This is a genomic window from Priestia sp. P5_B4, from assembly GCF_056400385.1.
The window spans coordinates 1-4,876 of the sequence record NZ_JBFULJ010000252.1 but is presented as its reverse complement, the minus strand read 5'-3'; the positions used below and the strand labels follow the sequence as shown (position 1 = coordinate 4,876).

The 4,876-nt window shown below is 37.9% G+C and carries 6 protein-coding genes; 3 read left to right on the top strand and 3 right to left on the bottom strand.

Features of this window, described 5'->3' with window-relative positions:
- The 3 genes from AC1DRF_RS16760 to AC1DRF_RS16750 form a co-directional block, all read left to right on the top strand.
- On the top strand, nucleotides 1-268 hold a 268-nt coding region (locus AC1DRF_RS16760), incomplete at its 5' end, for a hypothetical protein (protein ID WP_477741202.1).
- Nucleotides 269-543: 275 nt separating this feature from the next.
- The gene (locus AC1DRF_RS16755; RefSeq protein ID WP_477741201.1) at nucleotides 544-1,623 is read left to right on the top strand and encodes a PrsW family intramembrane metalloprotease; all 1,080 of its coding nucleotides are present in this window, start codon (nucleotides 544-546) and stop codon (nucleotides 1,621-1,623) included.
- Between the two features lie 141 nt (nucleotides 1,624-1,764).
- The gene (locus AC1DRF_RS16750) at nucleotides 1,765-2,061 is read left to right on the top strand and encodes a hypothetical protein (RefSeq protein WP_477741200.1); all 297 of its coding nucleotides are present in this window, start codon (nucleotides 1,765-1,767) and stop codon (nucleotides 2,059-2,061) included.
- A 30-nt stretch (nucleotides 2,062-2,091) separates the two neighbouring features.
- On the opposite strand, the gene AC1DRF_RS16745 is transcribed toward AC1DRF_RS16750, so the two are convergent.
- The 3 genes from AC1DRF_RS16745 to AC1DRF_RS16735 all read right to left on the bottom strand — a co-directional run bounded on the left by AC1DRF_RS16745 (nucleotide 2,092) and on the right by AC1DRF_RS16735 (nucleotide 4,378).
- Nucleotides 2,092-2,232: a hypothetical protein gene (locus AC1DRF_RS16745; protein WP_013057884.1), complete on the bottom strand. Its 141-nt coding sequence runs from the start codon at nucleotides 2,230-2,232 to the stop codon at nucleotides 2,092-2,094.
- 259 nt (nucleotides 2,233-2,491) lie between these two features.
- Complete coding sequence (locus tag AC1DRF_RS16740) at nucleotides 2,492-3,346, bottom strand: manganese catalase family protein (RefSeq protein WP_230183402.1); 855 nt, start codon at nucleotides 3,344-3,346, stop codon at nucleotides 2,492-2,494.
- Between the two features lie 189 nt (nucleotides 3,347-3,535).
- Complete coding sequence (locus AC1DRF_RS16735) at nucleotides 3,536-4,378, bottom strand: manganese catalase (protein WP_034650592.1); 843 nt, start codon at nucleotides 4,376-4,378, stop codon at nucleotides 3,536-3,538.
- Nucleotides 4,379-4,876 lie beyond the last annotated feature (498 nt).

The window sequence follows — 4,876 nt, the reverse complement described above, 5'->3', positions numbered from 1 at the left end:
TTCTAAAGGAGTGTTGATAGTGAACCTATCAAAAATTTTTCTAAAAATAAGTCTTATACTTTTAATGGCATGCGTCTTTATTGAAGGTAATTTTCAGGTGGCGCTTGGCATCTTTGCTGCTGTTTGCATGCTTGTCATCATTTTTGCCAAGCCTCTTTCAAAATCGCTGCTTCCTGCTAATAAAAAACCAGGAAAAAAAGACCGCGAAACATTAATGATGGTCATTGGTGTCATCGTTTTTATTTCAGGAAGCTTTTTTATTGCGTAGTAGCATTGTAAAGAAAACAGGGTTAAATCCAGATTTTCAATCATATAAAGGGCTGTGCTGTAAGTCGAATGTTCGGCTTACGACACAGCCTTTTTTTGTTTTATGAGGTCTCTTTTAGCAATAGCTTCTGTCTTTTATACACATACCATTCCATTATTTAAGCAAATTACCTATCAAACCCTCTTATGCTTTTTTCATCAGTTCACATAATATATGTAGAAGATGTCCTAAGACAAGCGTCAAACGATTTGTATCTAGAAAAAGGAGGAAGATAAATGAAATGCCCCCATTGCGCTTATTCTAATCCGGAAGGGGTAAAATTCTGCTTAAATTGCGGCCATGAAATCGTGGAACACGACGAAAACTACAGCATATTCTACTTGTTTGCCCATCGTGTTGATAAAATCCCAAGAAATGAACGTTCGGTTGAACCTAAATTTCGAAATATATTCTCTCGAGTCTTCCGACAGCACAGTGAAATGGAAGCTGAACGGCTTTTTATTGTAGGAACAGGGCTTACGACTCCCAAAATAGAAGAAGTTGTAAATACATGGCCAAAGCCTTGGCTTTTTGCAAGAGTCTTTCTTATTGCGCTTGTCGCATACTTAGGGCTATATCTAGGCGTAAGCTTGTTCGAAAACATCAACTTCATACCCGGTCTCATTGTAGTCGGTGCTTTTGCAGTGCCATTTACTACGCTTATTTTCTTTTGGGAAATGAACGCTCCGCAGAATATTGCTATTTACAAAATTGTTTATGTCGTTTTTATTGGCGGAATCCTTTCACTTTTATTAGCACTTGTGTTTTATGATATTCTTGGAAATAACACAAACGTGATCGTGATTGGAATATGCGAGGAACTGGCTAAAGTTATCGCGGTTATTTATTTTGTGCGCAATCTTAAATATAGATATGTGCTTAACGGGCTCCTCTTGGGAGCTGCAATAGGAGCTGGTTTTGCTGCTTTTGAAACCGCTGGCTATGCTTTAAGGGCACTTCTTTCAGGCAGCTTTCACATGCTTTATTCTACAATACTTTGGCGCAGTATTTTTGCTCCTGGAGGACATGTGGCTTGGGCTGCCTTGACTGGAGCTGCCGTCTGCATCGTCCAAGGAGATAAGAAATTTCAGTGGAGCATGTTGATAAAACCAAAATTTCTCGGTGTATTTTTGCTTGTCGTTTTTATGCACGCTCTTTGGGACTCACCTATACTAGGTATGTTGCCCGCTGGACATACAATTTTAACGGTTATATTATGGATTTTAGTATTCAGTATGATTCGTATTGGGCTAAAAGAAATCGCAGATAAAAAGTTGGAGTTGACCTACTGCAAAGAAAAACCTACCTCCTCATAGGAAATGTTCGGCTTGCGTTAAGCTGCTCGTTTTAACTTTTTATTACCTTTATGTTTCATTTTGAAAATTGTTGTTACAAATTGTAAAAAAAAGCATTCAAACTACCTGTACATGGTATGATAACTTCAATAACATGAAAGGGTGACTTGGTGGATGAACCTAACTGAAATTAAGCACATGATAGCAAATTTAGTAAATTATAGAGATAGCGACATTACTCATACTCTTGCCAATAGGTTTACACTAAGTTATTCAAAACAATTAAACAGTTTTCAAATCTGCGATATTGAAAACGATATCATTTATCGTTATGAAGAACCAGAAACAACTGCGTTAGCTCTGTTTAACATGGTCCATCATCTTCCTGAGACTATTTATAGACATATTAATTCGTTTGAACAAGTTGAAAGCAGCAAAAAAAGCTCATTTATTAACTAACATGAGCTTTTTTGCCGGTGTTTATCTATTTTAGTTATTTATAACCTTCTTCAAAAGAAGAATATCCTTTTTAATTGCCCGTCTAATTTCTTCAACTTTGCAGCGTTTGTATTCTTGTACTAAGCGATAGAGCTCTCGTTTAAATAAAAATTCATCTTTTTGGTTACTCATAGCAGCATACCCCTTATTAGCTTTCTATCACAAGCGATTAAAGAAAGTATTCCCTTTTCTTCTTGTAAAAAACAAATAAATTCACAAACAGATGTAAAAAAGCCCTTTATCATGCGCTTACAGGAATGGCGAGATGTGCTTTGCGCTAGACAAATGAAAGAATTTCGCTAAAGCAAATAAAAAAACATTGACTACTAGCTCTCAGTCAATGTTTTTTATTTATTTCAGCTTTGTTTAATTAAATTCGACTCACATACTTTTATGCGTTCATATCTCCTAAACCTGGAGCATGCTCATTTGGCATTTCAGATAAATGAGGGACTGGAAAAGCTTCCGGTGGAGGTGTTACGCTCAAGTCTCCGCCATTTCTGCTTGGCGTCTGCCCTTGAAATATTTCTCCCATTCGATGCGGATCTAACCTAAAATCAAATTGCGTGTTATGATACCCCATCTCGACAAATTTTCTGCATTCAGGGTATTTGTTAATATCATAATTTGGTACAGGGAATAGTTTTCCCCAGTCCACGCCTAATGTTTCAAGAGCTTTTGCAAACGCATTTTGATGAGCATTATCTCGAACGATTAAGAAACCTAGCGTTTCTCTTAACGTTTGGTTAGAACTCATTTCGTATATTCTTGTTTTTTGTAAAACGCCGGTTGATTCTAATACAACGTTATTGAGCAAATCAGCCACTAGATTTCCGTGATTATAAACCCACGAGCCGTTCCATGGATTTCCGCCCGCATCTACTGGCAGTGAGCTTTGAGCGCCCATGATATAGTGATGAGGATTAGCATGTTTTACAGTTTCATCAAGAGGAGCCTGATCTGAACCTTGACTTCCTACCCCGGCTCCGCCAGATTCATCTAATAATGCATTAATGGTATTTTGAACGAGTTCTACATGAGCAATTTCTTCTAAAAAAACACCTTTCATTAAATCGCGATACTGCGTCTCTTTTCCTCTGAAGTTAGAGCTTTGAAAGAAATATTGCATCATCGTCCGCATTTCACCAAACTGCCCGCCTAAGGCTTCTTGCAGTACCTTCGCGGCCGCAGGATCGGGCTTATCCGGTTTAATACCATTGATTAATCCTTCTTTGTAATAATACATATCAGACACTCCTTTTACTGACATTGCTTGATTGTTTTCTTAAACTAACATATGCACATACCTACTTTTTCCCTATGCGGCTTTTTTATTCTAGATATTAAAAGGTAACTTGACTGAAACGCGTGGATAACACCCTTTGTTATAGGCAAAAAAAAGACCTCTCGCRCATATCGAGGGCCTTTCTTTCTTTTATTTAGAGGAAACTTTTTTACGAGTTAAATCATGATGCAACGAAGTATCAGGAATTTCCGGATTGGGAACCTGTCCTTTTGCTACAGGGTCTTTGATGTATACATATTCACCGCTTCCGTCTGGGGCACTTCCAGTAGCCCACGGTCCCTCTTCTGATTCAGCGCCTTCTGAGAGGTTCCAAAACTCATAAGCTTCTGGCTGTGATTCTTTTTCAGCCTCGGGAGGGAAAGATGCAGGAACAACTACTCCATTTTTTTCTTCTAGTTCGTTTATAGCTTCCATCCACTGATACTGGTGATAGCGATCACGCGCTAGCATTTTGCGGAATGTCGCGCGTACACCTTCATCTTTTGTCATATGGTATAACCTAGCTACTTGAAGTCTACCTTGGCTTTCTGCATGCAAGTTCGAACGCATGTCTGCTAATAAATTGCCGCTTGCTACGATATATGAACCGTTCCATGGAACTCCATTTGAATTAGTAGGCAAACCACCAAGCCCGCTCACTAATAAATGCTGAGGATTAATTCCTCCCATGATAGCTGCTGTTGCAGGATCTTTCGCAGCTTCTGCTTGATCTTCTGGAGATGCTCCATCAAGTAATTGACTAATAAGTGAACAAAGCATCTCTACGTGTCCAATTTCTTCTGTACCTATATCCATCAGCATATCTTTATATTTCTCTTCTCCTCGACAGTTAAATCCTTGAAAGAGGTATTGCATCATTACCGTCATTTCACCGAATTGTCCACCTAGTACTTCTTGAATCTGACGAGCAAGCATCGGATCGGGGCGATCTACTTTGACTTCAAATTGCAGTTCTTTTTGATGACGAAACATGTTAACTCCTCCTTTAATATACTAAATTCCTTTTAGAGATTTTTTCCTCTTTTTTCCGTTCCCTCTCGCTATTCAATTAATCACTAAACTTGTATCTTTTTCCTTCTGGAACGAAAATGGATAAAATCACCTATTAATAAACTTAATTTAATAAGTAGAAAGACACCTAAAGAGAAGAAAATACCTGCGCTTTGCTCTTTAGTATTCGTTCAGTTTATAACGTTTTATAGTTAAAACCACTGCCAGACAGAAAAATGTTCACCAAAAAATGAGAGTGAGATATAACTAAACACTTCAATCAACAGCTAGAAGCAGCTACAGATATGAAACCTATATTCTTTCCACAACAATAAAAAAATCCGAATGATTTGATTAATCATTCGGATTTACTTTCAACTAAAATACTTTTGTCTCAGTGTGTCTTTTCTCTATTACTTCTCTATCCCTGCTTTGATTTCTTTAATCATACCAGCCATTGACTCAAGGCCTCCTCCAGAT

Coding starts and splice junctions, on each gene's coding strand:
- AC1DRF_RS16755 (WP_477741201.1), top strand. CDS start 544: ATGAAATGCCCCCATTGCGCTTATTCTAATCCGGAAGGGGTAAAATTC.
- AC1DRF_RS16735 (WP_034650592.1), bottom strand. CDS start 4,378: ATGTTTCGTCATCAAAAAGAACTGCAATTTGAAGTCAAAGTAGATCGC.
- AC1DRF_RS16745 (WP_013057884.1), bottom strand. CDS start 2,232: ATGAGTAACCAAAAAGATGAATTTTTATTTAAACGAGAGCTCTATCGC.
- AC1DRF_RS16740 (WP_230183402.1), bottom strand. CDS start 3,346: ATGTATTATTACAAAGAAGGATTAATCAATGGTATTAAACCGGATAAG.